Below are 14905 nucleotides of genomic sequence, written 5' to 3' on the forward strand. Positions count from 1 at the left end.
GATCCGCCCCTGGTCAGGAACGACAGGCCCTAACCGACCGAGAAGCCGAGCGGGCCCAGCCCGGCACCGGCCCGGCGCAGGGCGATCGCGCCGAACGGGGTGCGCAGCCGCAGCCACGCCCCCGCCGAGAGCAGCGCGACGGGGAAGTCGGGCGCGGACCGGAGGAAACCGAGGGCCTGCGCCGCGTGCACGGCGCGCAGCGGGAGCTCCGTGCCGCCGACGGACCGGGACCAGATGTCGCGTCCGATGAGTTCCCGCTCGGCCCGCGTACGCCGGTCCTCCGGCAGTGCCTCGTCGCGCGCCCGGAACTCCTGCACGGCGGCGCTGAGTGCCGCACCCAGGGCGACGGGGCCGGGCAGCGCCGGACGGCACTCCTGCCAGCCGCCGCGCGGGGGCAGCACGCCCGTCCACGGCGGTCCGGTCACCGGCTGGGGCAGCGCCCCGGCACCGGCGTCCGGTCCCTCGACGTCCAGCGATTCGAGGAGTTCGCCGGCCGACACCGTGACGTCGAAGTCATGCGTGTCCGCGAGGCGCACCGCCCGGATCGCCAGGACCTCGAACGACGGCGGCCGGCCGAACACGGCGAGCGCCCCGCCGCCCGCCTGGAGGCGTACGGCGGCGGCCCGGTCGTAGTGGAGCAGCCGGCCGAGGAAGGCCGCGAGATCCGCGGCCTCCCTCGCGTCGGCGAACATCAGCGACTGCACGGGCACGCTCATGCCGCGGCGGGCTCCTCGGCCAGGTACTTCTGGAGGAAGAGCCTCTCCTCGGCGGAGATCCGCCGCGGGCGTTCCTCGGCCAGGTCGTACGGCACGACGATGGTCGAGGCCCGGACGTAGACCTGCTCGGGGTCCTTGATCTCGTAGGCGATCGTCAGCGACGCGGCGCCGATCTTCGTGACCCAGGACTCGACGGTGACCGGCGTGTGCCGGTGGACCAGCGGCCGGACGTAGTCGATCTCGTGCCGGGCCACGACGGAGCCGCCCGCGAACGACGGCGAGCCGTCGCCCGGCGCCAGCCGGAACATGAAGTCGATGCGCGCCTCCTCCAGGTAGCGGAGGAAGACCACGTTGTTGACGTGGCCGAAGGCATCCATGTCCGACCAGCGCAGCGGGCAGCTGTAGATGTGACGTGCCAAGACGATCAGCCTCGCGTGAGCTTCTTGTACGTGGCACGGTGCGGACGGGCCGCGTCCGCACCGAGGCGCTCGACCTTGTTCTTCTCGTACGACTCGAAGTTGCCCTCGAACCAGTACCACTTGGAGTCGCCCTCGTACGCCAGGATGTGCGTGGCGACGCGGTCCAGGAACCAGCGGTCGTGGGAGATGACCACGGCCGCGCCCGGGAACTCCAGGAGTGCGTTCTCCAGCGAGGAGAGGGTCTCGACGTCGAGGTCGTTGGTGGGCTCGTCGAGGAGCAGCAGGTTGCCGCCCTCCTTGAGCGTCAGTGCCAGGTTGAGGCGGTTGCGCTCACCACCGGAGAGGACACCGGCCGGCTTCTGCTGGTCCGGGCCCTTGAAGCCGAACGCGGAGACGTACGCCCGCGAAGGCATCTCGACCTGGCCGACGTTGATGTAGTCCAGCTCGTCGGAGACGACGGCCCAGAGGGTCTTCTTGGGGTCGATGTTGGAGCGGGACTGGTCGACGTAGGAGATCTTGACCGTGTCGCCGACCTTGATGGCGCCTGAGTCCGGCGTCTCCAGGCCCTGGATCATCTTGAACAGCGTGGTCTTGCCCGCGCCGTTCGGGCCGATGATGCCGACGATGCCGTTGCGCGGCAGCGTGAACGACAGGTCGTCGATGAGGACCTTGTCACCGAAGGCCTTGGAGAGGTTCTCGACCTCGACGACGATGGAACCGAGCCGCGGGCCCGGCGGGATCTGGATCTCCTCGAAGTCCAGCTTCCGCATCTTGTCCGCCTCGGCCGCCATCTCCTCGTACCGGGCGAGACGTGCCTTGGACTTGGTCTGGCGGCCCTTGGCGTTGGAGCGGACCCACTCCAGCTCTTCCTTGAGCCGCTTCTGGCGCTTCTCGTCCTTGCGGCCCTCGACCTTGAGGCGGGTGGACTTCTTCTCCAGGTACGTGGAGTAGTTGCCCTCGTAGGGGATGGCGCGGCCGCGGTCGAGTTCGAGGATCCACTCGGCGACGTTGTTCAGGAAGTACCGGTCGTGGGTCACGGCCACCACGGCGCCCGCGTACTTCGAGAGGTGCTGCTCCAGCCAGTTCACCGACTCGGCGTCCAGGTGGTTGGTGGGCTCGTCGAGCAGCAGCAGGTCCGGCGCCTCGATGAGCAGCTTGCAGAGCGCCACGCGGCGCTTCTCGCCACCGGAGAGCGTGGTGACCGGCCAGTCGCCGGGCGGGCAGCCCAGGGCGTCCATGGCCTGCTCCAGCTGAGCGTCCAGGTCCCACGCGTTGGCGTGGTCCAGGTCCTCCTGGAGCTTGCCCATCTCGTCCATGAGCGCGTCGGTGTAGTCGGTCGCCATTTCCTCGGCGACCTCGTTGAACCGCTTCAGCTTGCCCATGATCTCGGCGGCGCCGTCCTGGACGTTCTCCAGCACGGACTTCGACTCGTCGAGCTTGGGCTCCTGCATGAGGATGCCGACGCTGAACCCGGGCGACAGGAAGGCGTCACCGTTGGACGGCTGCTCCAGGCCCGCCATGATCTTCAGCACCGTGGACTTACCGGCACCGTTGGGACCCACCACACCGATCTTCGCGCCGGGCAGGAAGCTCAGCGTGACGTCGTCAAGGATGACCTTGTCGCCGTGCGCCTTGCGTGTCTTGCGCATCGTGTAGATGTACTCAGCCAAGAGAAACCGTCCGGCAATCGATGAGTGGGCAGATACACCCCATCTTGCCTGACGGCCACCCCCGGATGGAAACCAGTACTGCCTGCGGTACTCGCCTTCGCGCTCCCTGGAAGGGCCCGGCCCGGACCTCGGGTACGCGACAGCCCCGGGACGCGGTCGCGTCCCGGGGCTGTCATCAGCACATCGTCACCGTGTGCCTACGGCTCATCACTGAACTGTCATCACTGGCCGGAGGTCTGGCCCTTGCGCCGGCGGAGGAAGAAGACCGCACCGCCGCCGATGACGACGAGGGCGATCGCGACCCCCGCGATGATCGGGGTGGCGTTGGAGCCTCCGGTCTCGGCGAGGTCGCCCTCGGCGCCCGTGGAGCTGCCGCCCGCGGTGGCGGTGGTCGTGCTGGGCTGGTCGGCGGTCTGGGTGTCGAGGCCGCCGGTGGTGGTGGCGGGGGCGCTGGTCTTGCAGTCCAGCACGCCGCTGAACGTCTTCGTGAACCCGCCAGGACCGGTGACCGTGAAGTCGTACGCCTGGTCCTCGGCGACCGGCACGGTCACGGTCGCGGTCTTGCCGGCCTCGACGGTGTGCTTCGCCCCGGCCAGCTCGAAGGTGAACGGCTCGTCGCCCTTGTTGCTCGCGGTGACGTCCACACCGCCCTTGGCGCAGTTCTTCTTGGCGGAGAGCGCGGGCATCGCGCCCTTCTTGGCCCAGTTCGCCGTGGCGCTCGCGGCGACCGTGGACTCGCTGGAGCCGGCCAGGATCTGGGTCTGACTCTTGGTCACACCCGCGAAGGCCCGGCCGACCGGTACCGAGGTGGTGGCCTGGACGGTCAGCGACGCCGAACCGTCGGCGGCGGCGGACGGAACGTTGAAGTAGAGCTCGGTGCCGTTGGCCGCCGTGGTGACGGCCTTGCCCTCCTTGTCGGTCACCTTGATACCGCTGGCGGAGTCGGCGGGCGGTGCCACCGAGACCTGACCGGCGTTGGTGCGGACGGTGACCGGGCCCAGCAGCTCGCCGGACCGGCCGGACACGGCGGCGTTGTCCAGGGAGAGGGACGCCTTGGGCTCCGCCGTGTCGGTGGCGGACTTCTGCAGCCAGTCGGCGAGCTTCTCCGCCTGGCCGTCGGACGCGTCGACGTCGGCGTTGTCCGAGAAGCGCCAGATGGCCACCTGGGTGCCCGCGGCGGCGGTCTTCTCGGTGAGCGGCCCGGTGCCCGCCGCCTCGGCGAGTGCCGTGAGGTCGTCGACCTGCGGGTAGGAGTGCTCAAGGATCCAGCGGATCCGGCCGGCGTTCTTGTTGCCGCCCAGCGAGGTCTGGGACCAGGGGGTCTCCAGGTACTTCGCCTGGTCCTGGGTGGGGTTGTGGATGTCGATGCAGTAGGTCTTGAGCTTGCCGCCGCCGTCGACGGTCATCTCGAAGAGCCCGGCCGGCAGCCGCTGGTCCTTGCCGTCCGCGTGCAGCACCGCGACGTCGTACGTCTTCAACCCGTCCAGTACCGCGCTCGCGCCGCCCTGGTGCTGCGGCGCCTCGTCGGCGGCCGCGCCGCCCGCACCGGCGAGGGTGCCGGCGATGACCAGACCGGATGCCACCACCGACGCCGCCAGGCGGGATATGCCCTGGATCCGTCGGGAATTGACCGTCGCCCTGGATGACGAAACGGTCGCTGAAGAAGCAAAAAACACAGAATTCCCCTCCGGGCGAGACCCTCGCGCCTGGTGCGCGTGTGGGGAATGTCCCGCCTGCCGACTCAAGTGCCCTGTGAGTACTGGGGAATCCTAAGTACGAAGCGAAGCACAGTCCCCCGTCATACCTTCGGATAACCATTCCGACTCAGAATCGTTATCCTCGCTAACGCCTGGGCCGACGGTGGTTGGTGCGGCCGGTCAGGGTGCCGACACGAGCTCGGGCCCGCTCTTCCGGCGAACCACCCGGCGCCTGGCCGCCGGACGTTCCACCCCGTCCGGCCGACCGGCCCGCCCTCCCCGCCGATCCTCCTGGACCGCCTGGCCCACCTGGTCTGTCTGCTCCGGCTGATGCGGCTGATCCAGTTGCTCCCTCGGGCTCAGCTGCTCCATTTGCTCCAGTTGCTCCGGCTGCTCCGGCTGTTCGCTCCGCTCCCGCGGTGGCGTCGCCGGCCGGTCCCGCCCGGACACCTCGCGCACCGCCCACCGGTCCGGCTCGGCCGCGACCGCACCACTGGTGCGCGACACCAGCCCCGGGTCTGCCCTGACCACCCGCCGGAACGCCGACGTCCCCCTGGTCAGATCGTGGCCCACCGCCATCGCCTCGATGTCCACGAACGTCCGTCGCTGCCCCTCCCGTTCCTCCTCGCGCACCTTCAGCCTGCCGTGCACCACCAGGGGTTCCCCGACAGAGACGGAACCCGTCAGATTGGACGCCAGGGTGCGCCACGCCCACACGGTGTAGAAGCTGGTGTGTCCGTCCGCCCAGAGCTGTTTCTCCCGGTCCCACCGTCGCGGCGTCACCGCGAACCGGAATCGCGCCATTCCCCCGCTCTGGGTCTCCCGGAACTCCACACCGGTGGCCGCATTGCCCACCAGCGTCACCAAGGTCTCGTTCATGACTCCGCCTCCCCTTCGCACTGGATTCAGTGACCCGCGCCCTTGCGGGCCGGTCGCTGATCCCATGCTGAGGGGGAGGCGGATTTCCTGCTGGCGCCTGTGGACTAACGGCCCGTTGTGGAAAACTCCGTCACCGCCACAAAGCGTTCCCGCACCTCGCGATAGCGCACCAGTTCCGCCGCCACCGGATCGAGCACCCGGGCGCGTCCGCAGGCGGCCGACGCCTCGCGCAGTCTGCGTTCGGCCTCCTGGCCGTACCGCCGTGCGGGGCCCCGGGCCGCCGCCGCGCACGACCACTCCACCAGCGGGCCGCCGACGATCCCCGCCAGCATCACCAGAGCGGGCGTCAGCAGCCCCGGTTCGAGCACGCCGATGATCTGGCCGATCAGCCACAGGCCGCCGAAGATCTGCAACAGCGTCATCGCCACCTGGGCCAGTACGGCCGCGGGCCACCAGGCCGGGCGCGGGGGCCTGGTGCCGGCCCGCCCCCGGTGCGCTCCGGTCCGCGCGCCGGGTTCCGCCGGCTCACCGGCGTCGTTGTCCGCGCCCCGCCCCGGCGCCGCGCCGGCGCGCTCGGCCAGTTCGTCGAGCGCCTCCGGCAGCCCCTGCGCCCCGTGCACCGCGGCCTCGCGCACCGCTTGCGCCCACGGTCCGGGCAGCCCGTCGACGGCGTCGTCCGCGACCGTGCGTACCGCCTGCTCGACCCGCTGACGTGCGGTGAGCTGCTCCTCCGGCGGGGCGGTGAGTGCGGTCCGGTCCAGCAGCCGAGGCTGCCGGGTGGACTCGTACCAGCGCCACAGGCGCAGCCACGGCGTCCCGCACGCCCGGCCCGCGTTGCGGCGCCATTCGCGCTCCGCCGCCTGACCGGCCGCGGCGGCGCCGACGGCCTCCGCGAGCCGGCCGGCGAACTCCTCCCGGGCCCGCTCCCCCAGCCCGGTCCGCCCCTCGGCCACGTACACCGGGCGGAGCCGGGCGGCGGCGGCGTCGACATCGGCGGAGAGCCGGCGCGTCGCGGCCGTGCGCTCCTGGACGAACCGGCCCAGGAGTTCGCGCAGTTCGCCCACCCCGTCGCCGGTGAGCGCGGACAGGGACAGGACGGTGGCGCCCGGTTCGCCGTGCTCGCCGAGGGCCATGCCGTCCTCGTCGAGCAGTCGGCGCAGGTCGTCCAGGACCTGGTCGGCGGCCTCGCCGGGCAGCCGGTCGATCTGGTTGAGGACGACGAAGGTGACCTCCGCGTGCCCGGCGAGCGGCCGAAGATAGCGCTCGTGCAGTGCGGCGTCCGCGTACTTCTCCGGGTCCACGACCCAGACCACCGCGTCGACCAGCGCCAGCACCCGGTCCACCTGTTCACGGTGCCCGGCCGCCGCCGAGTCGTGGTCCGGCAGGTCGACCAGCACGAGCCCCTGGAGCGCCTCGTCGGCCGCCGCTCCGCCCGGCTGCGGCCGACGCCTGAGCCGGCCCGGAATCGCCAGCCGGTCCAGCAGCCCCGCGGCGCCGTCCGTCCACGAGCAGGCGATGGGCGAGGCGGTGGTCGGCCTGCGCAGCCCGGCCTCGGAGATCTGCGCGCCCGCCAGGGAGTTGAAGAGCGTCGACTTGCCGCTGCCGCTCGCTCCGGCGATGGCGACGACGGTGTGCCGGGAGGAGAGCCGCTGGCGGGCGGCGGCCTCGTCGAGCACCCGGCCCGCCTCCGCGAGGTCGGTCCGGTCGAGCCGGGCCCTGGAGAGCCCGACGAGCTCACGCAGCGCGTCCAGGCGGGGGCCGAGCGGGCTGCCGGAGGGGACGTACGCCTCGACCTGGGGGCGGGTGTCGTCCTCCGGGACGGCCGCCGGCGCCTCCTGGGGAACGGCCCCGGCGGCGGCGCGGCGGGCGATGAGACCGTCGTCCCAGCCACTGCCCGTCCCGCCCGGGTCCGTCCCCCTGCCCTTCGCCCGGCCTCGCGTCCCGTCCCCGGCCCCGTCCTCCGCCGGTCCCTTCTCCAGGCTCTGCGCCCCGTCCTCGGCCAGGTCCCTCGCCCGGCCTTGCTCCCCGTCCTCCGCCAGGCCCTCCACCAGGCCCTGCGACCGGTCCTTGGGGCGGTCCTCGCCGGGGGCGGAACCCACGTCCGGGCCGCGTCCCGGTTCGGGCCGCGGCTCGGGCCGCGGTCCTTGTCCCCGGCCCGGACCCTCGTCAGTGACGGCAGTCATCGCTGCCACCTCTCCTTCTGCAGTACGGACAGCGCGGCGATCAGTTCTGCTTGCGGCTCCGGTGCCACGTCAAGTGCGTCCAGCGGGGCGAGACGCCGGTCGCGTTCGCCCCCGAGCACCTGGTCGAGATAGCTGGTGAGCAGTGCCCCGCCCTTGTCACGCAGCCTCAGGGCGCCCTGCGCGCCGATGCGTTCGGCCAGCTGTTCGCCGGCCGTACGGGCCCGTCGGCCGCCGAGCAGGGCGGCGGCCAGCAGGGCTGCGACCGTCTCCGCGTCGGGCGCCGCGTTGCGTTCCATGAGGCGCACCTCTTCCTCGGCCAGCTCCTCCAGGACCCTGCGCCAGCGCCGTACGGTCATGGCGATCCGGCCCCGGATGTCCTCGGCCGGCCCCCATCCGCCCTTTTCCCGGCCCACCTCCTCGAAGCCGAAGACCGCGGCCGCCGGCTCCCGCCGCCAGTTCGTCCGGATCTGTTCGTCGGCGGCCGCCACCGCGCACTCCAGGAGTGCGGCGAGGCTCTCCACCAGGGCTTCGAGGACTTCCTCCGTGGTGCTGTACAGCGGGTATCCGCGCCACCTGGTGCGGGCGTCGCCGGCGAGCGCGCCGCCGTTCTGCAGCCGCCGCCGCACCCGTGCGCCCTCCTTCCGGTACGCGTCCTCGACCACGCCGGTCAGCCGTACGGCGGCCGCGTACTGGGCCGCGACGGCTCCGGCGAGCGCGGGCAGCCGGACATCGAGCGAGTCGATGACCCCGGCGGCCGTCCGCCCGACCGCCTGCTGACGGGCCGCCGGGTCCTGCGCGCGGTGGGTGAGCCAGGCGCGCAGCGGGGCGACCGCCGTGGTGGGCAGCAGTCCGCTGCCGCCGCCCGCCGACTCGGGCAGTTCGGGGATGGTGAAGCGGGGCACCTCGCCGAGACCGGCCTTGGTGAGGAGCGCCCCGTACTGCCGCGAGACCTCGGCGATCACCTGGTGCGGCACCCGGTCCAGGACGGTGACGAGCGAGGCGTCGTACTCCTTGGCGGTGCGCAGCAGGTGCCACGGCACGGCGTCGGCGTACCGGGCGGCGGTGGTCACCATCACCCAGATGTCCGCCGCGCAGACGAGTTCGGCGGCCAGCACCCGGTTGCGCACGACGAGCGAGTCGATGTCGGGGGCGTCCAGCAGGGCGAGCCCGCGCGGCAGCCCGGCGGCGGTCTCGACGCGGAGCGCGGTCCCCTCCTCCGCGGCCTTCCCGCCGGCCCCGTCGAGGTGGTCGCACTGGCCGGGGTTCGCGGACTCCTCGGGCGACAGCCAGACCCGGGTCAGCTGCGGGAGCACCCGGATGTCGGCGAACCAGTGATGATCCTCCGGATGGCAGACCAGCACCGGGGTGCGCGTGGTGGGCCGCAGCACCCCGGCCTCGCTGACCCGGCGCCCCACCAGGGAGTTGACGAGCGTCGACTTGCCCGCACCGGTGGACCCTCCGATGACCGCGAGCAGGGGTGCCTCTGGGTCCTTGAGGCGGGGCAGCAGGTAGTCGTCGAGCTGGGCGAGCAGCTCGATCCTGGTCTGCCTGGCGCGTGGAGCGCCCGGCAGCGGGAGTGGAAGACGCACGGCAGCGACACGGTCGCGCAGGGCGGAGAGTGCGTCGATGAGCTGAGGCCGTACGTCCAAGGTCACCACATGCGAAGAATGCCCAATTTTGGCGCCTTTTTGAAGCGTATAGCCCCCTCTGCGCGGCGGTTCCTGCTCAGGACAGAGGGGACGAGTGGGGCGCAGGCATAACGAGTGCACAACGCCCGGGGCGTGAGGCGCCAAAAGCTATGCATGAATCGCACCTACCTGCGATTATCGTTTCGCTTCACCGAACCTCCACATCGTGCCACGCAGGTGAAGCAACCGGGTCCAGGCGTTCGGAGCCCTATCCTTGTCCCGGCAGGTCGCGGACCGCCCGGGTCCCAGGGCTCCAGGTCACCGAGTCCACCACCCGGCCCCCGTAGCTCAGTGGATAGAGCAGGCGCCTTCTAAGCGCTTGGCCGCAGGTTCGAGTCCTGCCGGGGGCGCACAGCGCACACCACCTTGAGGCCCTCCACTCCGGAGGGCCTTTTCGCTGGTCAGACGCACACTAGACAGTGGCCCGTAGAGGGTGCGTAAGCGCCGGACCGGCCTCGGGTAGCTGTCAGGACGGCCGGCGCTGTCCGGCTGTCACCGGGTTTCTACGGCTGGCCACGGAGAATGTACGGAGAAGTTCTCCGCCTCCCGTCAGCCCACGTCAGGCAGCTCGGGGAGGTCTTCCCCCGCTTCCATCCGCTTCTTCAGTTCGGAGAGCTGACCGGACACGCAGCGGGCGTAGATGGCCAGCAGGATCGGCACGCTGTTCCCCGCCCACTCCGCGACCTGTGCCGGCGGAATGCCGTCGTTGAGCCACTTGGTCAGCCGCGTGTGCCGCAGGTCGTACACCCGTTTACCCAAGGGTGAGGCGAACTCGTCAGGGGTGAGGACCTCCACACGAGCGGATCGCCAGGCCCGGCGAATGACGGAACCCGCGAGCAGCTCGCCCTTCTCCCCCTGGAACAGCAGATCGTTCGGCTTCAATTCCTCGACCTTGATGTGCTCGCGCAGGATCCTCGTCAGGGAGGGGTGCCCAGGGACCACGCGGGTGTCATCTGCGGCTCTCCCCTTCAATCCGCGCTCCTCGTGGATGGCCCCGTTGTCAGTCCAGTTCTTGCCCACCTCCGGCTGAGCGGTATGGAACAACAGCTCGCACCACTGGTCTGCAACGTCCGGGGCCGGCAGCCGGATGTCCCGCACCCGCATCGCCACTGCTTCTTCGGGGCGCGGGCCCGCGTAGTAGAGCAGCGCGAAGAATGCGTGCAGTCGGGGGCCGCCGCGGGAACGGCCGCGCACCCAGCCCAGCAGCCGGGCCGCCTGGCCCGTATTCAGGATCGCCCGCTTGTCCACCGCTGATGACGTCTTCGGCGCGGTCCCCCTGCCCTTCGGCAGGGGGTTCGTCCGCAGGACCTTGCGCTTCACGGCATGCTCCATGGCAACGTTGAGGACGCGCCGATTGCGCTTTACGGAGCTGGCGGCGGCTCGTGTGCCGTCCAGCCGAACGTCGAACGCTCGCAGAACTCCGTCCACCTTGGCCGGGTCCTCCCAGGCCGCCATGGACAGCGTGTTCCGTTCCACCCAACGGAGGATGACCGACACGTCCGGCGGTGCTTCCTCGCGCCGCTTGGTGTTGAAGGCGAACTCTCGGAGCGCCGTGCGCACGTCGACGGGCCGGAAGCCTGTCGGCGGCGTCCGCAGCAGAGCAACAGTGGTGGCCGTGAGAGCCTTGGATGTGTTCTTCCGGCTGTTGCCGGCCGTCCGATCCCATTGGAGGTCGGTGAACTGGACAGCGAACTGGTACCAGTTCACGGCGGTAGCACCCGTCTGATGGGAGACGGGCCGCCCCGTGCTGAGGCTGAACGCCTCACCACGCCTGGTCGCACTGACCAGCTCGGATCGGAAGGCATCTGCGAGTGCTCGTGTCGCGAACGGGGCCCGCTGCTCGTTGCCGTCCAAAGTCCACCGCACGGTGTACGTGGTGCCGCGCGCTCCCTTGTACGTTGCGATCTTCCAGACCTTGACGTTGTACGTCGTTTCCATCAAGCGGCGTCCTCGTGGTCGTTGAGCCAGTTGTCCAATTCATCCCGCCGCACGCGCAGATCGCCGTTCGGGAGCTTGATACAGCGGGGAGCGCGGCCCTTCTGGCGCCAGTCGTAGAAGGTGGATCGCGAGACATCCAGCTCTTCGCAGACTTCCGGCAGGGTCAGCATCTTGGGGTTTCCGGTCTTGCTGGGCATGGGGCGTGCCTCCTCGGCCGTGCCTCTTGTCCTCGGGGGATCCGCCACGTCCGCCACGCCGCCACATCGCAGGTCAGGGGCCCGTGTTTGTGGCGGATAGCGGTTCCGTGGCGGATTGGCGCCGCCACACCCGAGGTGCGGCGGCGCCTGACGGCGCTGGGGCTCAGCCCGCGACCGGGAAGAGCGGTGTGGCGGTTTCCGCGGACATGTGGCGGATGGCTGGGGCGGTATCCGCCACGGATTCACCCTCGCTGACCTGCGGTGTGGCGGACGTGGCGGACGTGGCGGATTGCTCCGGGGTGGGAGGGCAGTACCGGGTCCAGGCGTCCGTCAGGTCTTCCGCGTAGTAGCCCTTGGGGAAGCCTGAGGGGGTGCGAATTCCGCGCGGTTTGATGGGCTTGTTGGCGGGGGTGACGTACTGGGCAAGTAGCCGGGCGAGGGTCCGGGAGCTGATCGGCTTGTCGTCCAGGTCCCCCCACGGGCCGTCGTCCATTGACAGGAGGCATTCGAGGATGACGGCGGTGGGCATACGGTCCGCACCGCAGAAGACCCGATCCCGCAGATCGGTGAGCAGCCGGACCCCGAGGGATGCTTCGTCGTTGTCGTGCGCGGCGTTGATCAGCTCCAAGCACGCGGTACGGGCGCGGGCGGGCCAGTCGCCCCCGGCGGCATCAGCGACGGCGAGCAGCGGCTCCCATACGTCTGCCGGCCGGTCGGTGACTCCCTCGGGCATCTCGGGCCACGCGTCCGCGACCTGGTCGCGGACGGTGTCGGCCCAGACGGCGAGCCGTTCGCGCAGTTCGTGGCCCTGCTTCTCGTGAATGCGCTGTCGGTAGGGCTCCACCTTCTCGTTCGGGGCGCGCTTGCGCATGCGGACGATGATCGAGCGGGTCAGCACCGTGTCCGGCAGCGAGCCGAGCCCTGCCATGGCGACCGCGCAGTATGAGCCGAAGACCTGGGCGTTCTGGTTGGAGCCCTCTCCCACACAGCGCAAGGCGCCGCCGATGCGGCGATATCCGGCGTTCAGGAAGCCGCGTAGCGCTTCGTCCGCGCCTGCCTTCGGGCCGAAGATGGTGTCCACCTCGTCAAAAAGCACGGTGGGCAGCCCGGCGGCTGAGTCGACCAGTCGGTACAGGGCATTCGCGGATGCCGAGACGGTGCTGACGGGGCGAGGGGTAAGGAGTTCCACGATCTCCAGCGCCCGGGACTTTCCCGACCCCGGTTCCGGAGACAGGAACGCGATACGGGGAGTGGTCTCGAAGCACTCCACCAGGTGCGCGTGTGTATCCCACAAGGTGACAGCCACGTAGGCGGACTCGGTCGGAAAGACGTTGAACCGACGGTGGAAGGTCTCAACTTCGTCGAGGAGAGCAGCACCGTCGATGGACGTGGCAGTTGATGCGGCGTTCATGCGGCAGCGCCTTCCTGGTTGGTGCGGAGCGGGCAGCGGGTTCGGTGGTCGGTGTGGTCTTCGATCAGGGCCAGCGCCTTGCGGTGGCCGGCGGCGAAGAGGTTGCGGCCGCATTCGCAGACGCTGGTCGCGGTGGGGACCGCGCCGCGGGGCGCGCTGATGGTGAGCCAGGCGATGGGGAAGCGGCCGTCTCCGGACTGCTGGTCAGGGCGAGCAGCAGGAGGGACGGCCTGTCGGCCGACGACCTTCGGCGCGCCACCGCCGGATGAGGCCGGGGCCGATTCGGCGGGGCCGGGGCCGGTAGCGGTGGCAGGGAGGCTTTTCAGGTGCCGGCGTTGCTGGGGGCTCATGAGGCGGTCTCCCTCGGCCGGCAGGTCCGGATGGACCAGTTGAGGGCGCTGCGCACGGTGGAGCGGCACTCGGCAGCCGGGAGTCCCGCCGACTCGCCCGCGACCTGAAAAGCCTGCTCCACCTCATGGCGGGGGAGGTCGCCCCATGCGACGAACCGCCCCACCGCGCGGGCGCTCCTGAGCAGCTGCGCGTTGCGGTCACCCGCCGGCGCGGTCGCAGCGGCCACGGTCTCGCGTTCCAGGGCGACTTCGGCGGCCCGGTTCCCGCAGCGGGGCACGTGGATGCGTACCGGCCGTACGGGCTGCGGAGCGGGTGCGAGGGCGGTCAGCAGCCATGCGGGGAGGTTGGCAACGGGAGCGGGGTCGGTGATCTCGTACGCCTGGCCGTTGATGGTGCTGCCGGGGGCGACGACGTTGCCGCCCCAGGCCCGGGTGTCGATCCGCTTGGCCAGCTTCCCCTTGCTGCTGGGGATCCGGAGCGTGGTGGGGGCGGTGAAGTACAGGTGCTGTCCACCGCTGGGAGTCCGCACCCGGTAGGTGGTGGGGACGGCCTGTCCGGCGCGCTCGCAGAGCGCTGTGAAGGAATCCACACCGGAAGGTGTGTCCGCAGCGTCTTCGGGCTTGGGCAGGTCGAGGTCGACGACGACCAGCCCCGACGGGCCGGGCGCGATCCCGACGTTGAACTCCCGTACCGCCCACGCACCCCGAATACGGTCGGGGTCCAGGGTGGCGCGCTGCTCCCACTTCTGGTGACCGGCAGAGCAGGTGCCGGTTCGGGTGCAGGCGTCCTCTCCGTGCAGCGCGGGGGCCTTGCCGCCCGGTCGCAGCGGGTGGACGTACCAACCGCGGGCAGCGGCTCGTAACGCTGCATCGAGCAGCGCGGTGTTGCGGTCATGGGTCATGCTGGGTGTCTCCAGTTCTCTGGATTGGTGGATGAAGGCGGCCCCGGACTTTGGCGAGACGGGGGCCGCCTTCGGCGTTCAGCTGTGGAATCGGTTGGTGTGGGGGTGTTGGTCGCACCAGTCCTCGGCGCACACCTTGTGGACCGGTTCGCGGTCGTGGCTGCGCATGGGGGTGGGCTTGCCGCACAGCACGCACGGCAGGTTCCGGGTGGCGTCGAAGTGGCGGGCGGCCCGCCAGTCCAGGAGCGGCATGACCAGCCCCCGGTTTAGCGGTGGTTGATGGTGCCGTTGGCCCGGCCGAACATGCCGGAAGCGGTGATGTTCTGCGTGATGTGCGTGCTGCCCCGGCCGGTGCCGGTCGTGGCCCGGCCGAGCCGGAGCAGGACCGGCACCCCAATGGCTGCGGCGGCGATGAGGGCGACGGCGGCCCAGAGTGCGTCGGTCATGGCGATCAGTCCTGGGGCTGCGTAGGAGAGTCCGATGCCGGCGGCGGCGACGCCTCCGCCGATGGTCGGGGTGAGGAGTGCGGTGGTCTTGGCCCACGTCGGGATCGGCTGCGCGACCGCGACGGGTGGTGCGGGCGGGGCCTGCTGTGCGGTGTAGGCCAGGGCCCGGATGCCGCCGGGCAGGGTGACCATCTGGACACCGGGCGGGATCTCGGATGGCAGCATCACCGGCCCCTCGGGCACGGAGAGGTAGGCGGGGTAACCGGCTCCGGAGGGGCCCGGGTAGACGGTCGGGGCGGGGGTCTGGGTGGTGATCTCGTACGCGGTGTCATGCACGACGTGGCTCCTTCAGCAGCGCCGGGGACCACACCTGAACGTCAAGGTGTGGTCCCCGGCGGCTTGTCGTGTC

Annotated in this window: 13 protein-coding genes, 1 tRNA gene and 1 pseudogene; 1 reads left to right on the forward strand and 14 read right to left on the reverse strand. The window is 70.8% G+C overall.

The window, feature by feature from the left end; translation table 11 throughout:
• Positions 1-29: 29 nt before the first annotated feature.
• From OG892_RS12780 to OG892_RS12810, 7 genes and pseudogenes are all read right to left on the reverse strand, one after another.
• A complete protein-coding gene (locus OG892_RS12780) occupies positions 30-716 on the reverse strand; it encodes a hypothetical protein (RefSeq protein ID WP_371629183.1) in 687 nt (228 codons plus the stop codon).
• Entirely contained in the window at positions 713-1135 is a 423-nt protein-coding gene (locus tag OG892_RS12785) for an acyl-CoA thioesterase (RefSeq protein WP_371629184.1), read from the reverse strand. The genes OG892_RS12780 and OG892_RS12785 overlap by 4 nt, the downstream gene beginning before the upstream one ends.
• 5 nt (positions 1136-1140) lie before the next feature.
• Positions 1141-2805, reverse strand: coding sequence for an energy-dependent translational throttle protein EttA (gene ettA, locus OG892_RS12790; RefSeq protein ID WP_073738973.1), 1665 nt, complete (start codon positions 2803-2805; stop codon positions 1141-1143).
• A 221-nt stretch (positions 2806-3026) separates the two neighbouring features.
• A complete protein-coding gene (locus OG892_RS12795; RefSeq protein ID WP_073738972.1) occupies positions 3027-4391 on the reverse strand; it encodes an LAETG motif-containing sortase-dependent surface protein in 1365 nt (454 codons plus the stop codon).
• Between the two features lie 582 nt (positions 4392-4973).
• Positions 4974-5381 (reverse strand): annotated as a pseudogene (locus tag OG892_RS12800) (single-stranded DNA-binding protein); the annotation flags it as partial.
• Between the two features lie 104 nt (positions 5382-5485).
• Positions 5486-7564 carry a GTPase gene (locus OG892_RS12805; RefSeq protein WP_328867060.1) on the reverse strand — a complete coding sequence of 693 codons (2079 nt, stop codon included), beginning with the start codon at positions 7562-7564 and terminating at the stop codon, positions 5486-5488.
• On the reverse strand, positions 7561-9213 hold the full coding sequence (locus OG892_RS12810; RefSeq protein ID WP_371631626.1) for a dynamin family protein: 1653 nt from the start codon (positions 9211-9213) through the stop codon (positions 7561-7563). Before OG892_RS12810 ends, OG892_RS12805 begins: the two co-directional genes overlap by 4 nt.
• Positions 9214-9529: 316 nt before the next feature.
• On the opposite strand from OG892_RS12810, the gene OG892_RS12815 reads away from it, so the two are divergent.
• A tRNA-Arg gene (locus OG892_RS12815) sits at positions 9530-9602 on the forward strand.
• 199 nt (positions 9603-9801) lie between these two features.
• Here the strand turns inward: OG892_RS12815 and OG892_RS12820 are convergent.
• From OG892_RS12820 to OG892_RS12850, 7 genes are all read right to left on the reverse strand, one after another.
• Positions 9802-11190, reverse strand: a complete 1389-nt coding sequence (locus OG892_RS12820) for a tyrosine-type recombinase/integrase (RefSeq protein WP_371629185.1) — start codon at positions 11188-11190, stop codon at positions 9802-9804.
• Positions 11190-11387, reverse strand: coding sequence for a helix-turn-helix transcriptional regulator (locus OG892_RS12825; RefSeq protein WP_371629186.1), 198 nt, complete (start codon positions 11385-11387; stop codon positions 11190-11192). Before OG892_RS12825 ends, OG892_RS12820 begins: the two co-directional genes overlap by 1 nt.
• Positions 11388-11550: 163 nt before the next feature.
• On the reverse strand, positions 11551-12798 hold the full coding sequence (locus tag OG892_RS12830; RefSeq protein ID WP_371629187.1) for a DUF3631 domain-containing protein: 1248 nt from the start codon (positions 12796-12798) through the stop codon (positions 11551-11553).
• The gene (locus OG892_RS12835; RefSeq protein WP_371629188.1) at positions 12795-13148 is read right to left on the reverse strand and encodes a hypothetical protein; all 354 of its coding nucleotides are present in this window, start codon (positions 13146-13148) and stop codon (positions 12795-12797) included. The genes OG892_RS12830 and OG892_RS12835 overlap by 4 nt, the downstream gene beginning before the upstream one ends.
• Positions 13145-14050, reverse strand: a complete 906-nt coding sequence (locus OG892_RS12840; RefSeq protein ID WP_371629189.1) for a bifunctional DNA primase/polymerase — start codon at positions 14048-14050, stop codon at positions 13145-13147. The genes OG892_RS12835 and OG892_RS12840 overlap by 4 nt, the downstream gene beginning before the upstream one ends.
• A gap of 78 nt (positions 14051-14128) precedes the next feature.
• A complete protein-coding gene (locus tag OG892_RS12845; protein ID WP_371629190.1) occupies positions 14129-14302 on the reverse strand; it encodes a hypothetical protein in 174 nt (57 codons plus the stop codon).
• A 14-nt stretch (positions 14303-14316) separates the two neighbouring features.
• Entirely contained in the window at positions 14317-14832 is a 516-nt protein-coding gene (locus OG892_RS12850; RefSeq protein WP_371629191.1) for a hypothetical protein, read from the reverse strand.
• Positions 14833-14905 lie beyond the last annotated feature (73 nt).

The organism is Streptomyces sp. NBC_00341, assembly GCF_041435055.1.
GTDB lineage: Bacteria > Actinomycetota > Actinomycetes > Streptomycetales > Streptomycetaceae > Streptomyces.

Excerpts from the sequence above, each read along its gene's own strand:
- OG892_RS12805 (WP_328867060.1), bottom strand. The coding sequence starts at position 7,564 with ATGACTGCCGTCACTGACGAGGGTCCGGGCCGGGGACAAGGACCGCGG.
- OG892_RS12845 (WP_371629190.1), bottom strand. The coding sequence starts at position 14,302 with ATGCCGCTCCTGGACTGGCGGGCCGCCCGCCACTTCGACGCCACCCGG.
- OG892_RS12840 (WP_371629189.1), bottom strand. The coding sequence starts at position 14,050 with ATGACCCATGACCGCAACACCGCGCTGCTCGATGCAGCGTTACGAGCC.
- OG892_RS12780 (WP_371629183.1), bottom strand. The coding sequence starts at position 716 with ATGAGCGTGCCCGTGCAGTCGCTGATGTTCGCCGACGCGAGGGAGGCC.
- OG892_RS12820 (WP_371629185.1), bottom strand. The coding sequence starts at position 11,190 with ATGGAAACGACGTACAACGTCAAGGTCTGGAAGATCGCAACGTACAAG.
- OG892_RS12830 (WP_371629187.1), bottom strand. The coding sequence starts at position 12,798 with ATGAACGCCGCATCAACTGCCACGTCCATCGACGGTGCTGCTCTCCTC.
- OG892_RS12825 (WP_371629186.1), bottom strand. The coding sequence starts at position 11,387 with ATGCCCAGCAAGACCGGAAACCCCAAGATGCTGACCCTGCCGGAAGTC.
- OG892_RS12835 (WP_371629188.1), bottom strand. The coding sequence starts at position 13,148 with ATGAGCCCCCAGCAACGCCGGCACCTGAAAAGCCTCCCTGCCACCGCT.